Genomic DNA, 1953 nt, shown 5'->3' with positions numbered 1-1953 from the left:
TGGCTTGTCTGGTTCCTGCAAGCAAGCCAGCCAAAAACGGCGAAACCGCATACGTCCAAACGTCTTTCCGGGTGCGTCGCTTCAACGGCTTAGCCATTATTCAGGGCGGACTTCTTACCGGGCTTCTGCAGTGCGCAAAAGTGTGGGGCAGCAATGACGATGCGCACCGGAAAATCTGGACGTTACGCGTATTACGCTTGTGCCAGCCGCCAGGCCCGCGGCACAGCAGCTTGCGAAGAATGTTCTCATCCGGTGCGTCATGTCGACGAAGCGGTCACCGAGGCACTGGTTGCGGAAGCGTTGGCGCCCTCGCGGCTTGATGGAATCTTGCGGCGCATCGAATCGGAACGCAAGGCCAGCGGCGAGAACTCTAGAACTCTGGGGAGCTGCTGCGGATGGAAGAGGAACTGGCTAACGCGCGGCAACGAATCAATCGCCTGATGACCATGGTCGAACAGGGCCTGGCCGAAGCGTCAGATCCTGAACTCCGGGTGAAGCTCTCGGCAGCACAGAAGGATCGAGACATCGCTGCTGCGGGAATTGAACGAGTCGGCCGCCGGATCGGACCGGCACTCGAGCTGGATCCCGAACGAATCGTGGCATTCTCAAACTATATGAAGGACCGGGTCCGCAGCGGGGAAATCCCATTCCGGAGGGCGTACATCCGATCGATCATCGATCGCATCGTGGTCAGCGACAAGCAAGCAACGCTGACCGGCAGACGGGAGAAGCTTCGCACGCTCCTCGCTACTCACGATGAAGGAGGACAGGCAGTGCCCACTGGTATTCAGGAATGGTGCACCCGACAGGATTCGAACCTGTGACCTCTGCCTTCGGAGGGCAGCGCTCTATCCAGCTGAGCTACGGGTGCCCGGGTCGCGGGCGGGATCCGGCGTGCGGATTGCCTGATGCGAAAACTCCCTAGCCGATCCGGGGCCGGACGGCAAGAAGCGTTGATAGGTTGGGATGTGGAGCTTGCGCTCCTCTCCAAAGGCAGAAGGTCACAGGTTCGAATCCTGTCGGGTCCGTAGCCGACAGGGGGTAGGCGTTCTTGCGGCGCCGTGACGTCGGGCCGTGAGAACCATTGTGGGGGAGGGTGCCGAGGGTGTGGCTCGTGTTGGCCGCCTCTCTGAGCCTTCAGCGAGGGCATCAGTCTTTGAGATAGACTGGTAGCCCTCGATAAGAGGGTTATTACAAGCCATGTCGGAGCAGTTCGGCCGCGATGAGTGGGCGGGACGCGTTATCTCGAGTTGTGAACGCGGCGAAGTAATCTTTTGCCGTTGCGTCCGGCCTCAGCCTCCGCACCACCCGCCGCCAGTGAGCAGCCTGATCGTCGCGGCCGGCCAGCCCGTTTGCGGCGAGCGCAATCATGGCGATCAGACAATGAGCGCCCGGCGTCGTGGCTGCGCGATCCGCCCACTGGGCTGCAGCCTGGTAGCCTTCCTGCTGGATCAGCATCAGCGCGCGAACCCCGTGGATGCCGTAGAGCAGCGGGTCGAGCGGGCTGAGATGCAGTGAGACATCCAAGGCCTCATACGTGGCGGGGGCATTGCCCGTCAGCATTGATGTGAAGGCCGAAGCGTAGAATCCCTGCGCATAGTTTGGATTCAGGGTTGTCGCTCGTGCCAGCCAATCTGCCGCGGCGTCGGGCTCGTTCGTCAGCCAGAATGACCGGCCCATGGTGAAGTTCGCGAACGGGTCGAGAGGGTCCAATTCCAGGCTGCGCTCGGCGTGGCGCCGTGCTTCGCGCGCCGCCGTCTCGGGACCGGGACCCTGGCGCAGGAACGACTTCAGAAAGCTTGTGAAAGACAGCCCCGCATGTGCTCGCGCGAAAAGGGGGTGAACCGCCCCGGGTTTCCCGGAGACCATTTGGTTTGAGTCCTACGCGGCTATCGGCACGGCCTCAAGCCTGGCGTAGTAGGCGGCTTCCGCCTCGGCGGGCGGGAGGTTGCC

At 62.2% G+C, this 1953-nt stretch carries 2 protein-coding genes, 1 tRNA gene and 1 pseudogene; 2 read left to right on the top strand and 2 right to left on the bottom strand.

Annotated features, from left to right (window positions below):
- Positions 1-147 precede the first annotated feature (147 nt).
- Both VQ042_RS26270 and VQ042_RS25420 read left to right on the top strand, forming a co-directional pair.
- A pseudogene (locus VQ042_RS26270) lies at positions 148-441 on the top strand (recombinase zinc beta ribbon domain-containing protein); the annotation flags it as partial.
- Positions 396-824: a hypothetical protein gene (locus VQ042_RS25420; RefSeq protein WP_331823024.1), complete on the top strand. Its 429-nt coding sequence runs from the start codon at positions 396-398 to the stop codon at positions 822-824. The pseudogene VQ042_RS26270 and the gene VQ042_RS25420, both read left to right, overlap by 46 nt.
- On the opposite strand, the gene VQ042_RS25415 is transcribed toward VQ042_RS25420, so the two are convergent.
- Positions 795-871, bottom strand: a tRNA-Arg gene (locus VQ042_RS25415). The genes VQ042_RS25420 and VQ042_RS25415 overlap by 30 nt on opposite strands.
- Positions 872-1191: 320 nt before the next feature.
- Positions 1192-1869, bottom strand: coding sequence for a hypothetical protein (locus tag VQ042_RS25410; RefSeq protein ID WP_331823023.1), 678 nt, complete (start codon positions 1867-1869; stop codon positions 1192-1194).
- Positions 1870-1953: the final 84 nt, after the last annotated feature.

The sequence above is a fragment of the Aurantimonas sp. A2-1-M11 genome (assembly GCF_036549475.1).
GTDB lineage: Bacteria > Pseudomonadota > Alphaproteobacteria > Rhizobiales > Rhizobiaceae > Aurantimonas.
This window is presented reverse-complemented; position numbering and strand designations above follow the sequence as displayed.

What these genes read in the sequence shown, in the direction of transcription:
- VQ042_RS25420 (WP_331823024.1), top strand. Translation starts at nt 396, where the DNA reads ATGGAAGAGGAACTGGCTAACGCGCGGCAACGAATCAATCGCCTGATG.
- VQ042_RS25410 (WP_331823023.1), bottom strand. Translation starts at nt 1,869, where the DNA reads ATGGTCTCCGGGAAACCCGGGGCGGTTCACCCCCTTTTCGCGCGAGCA.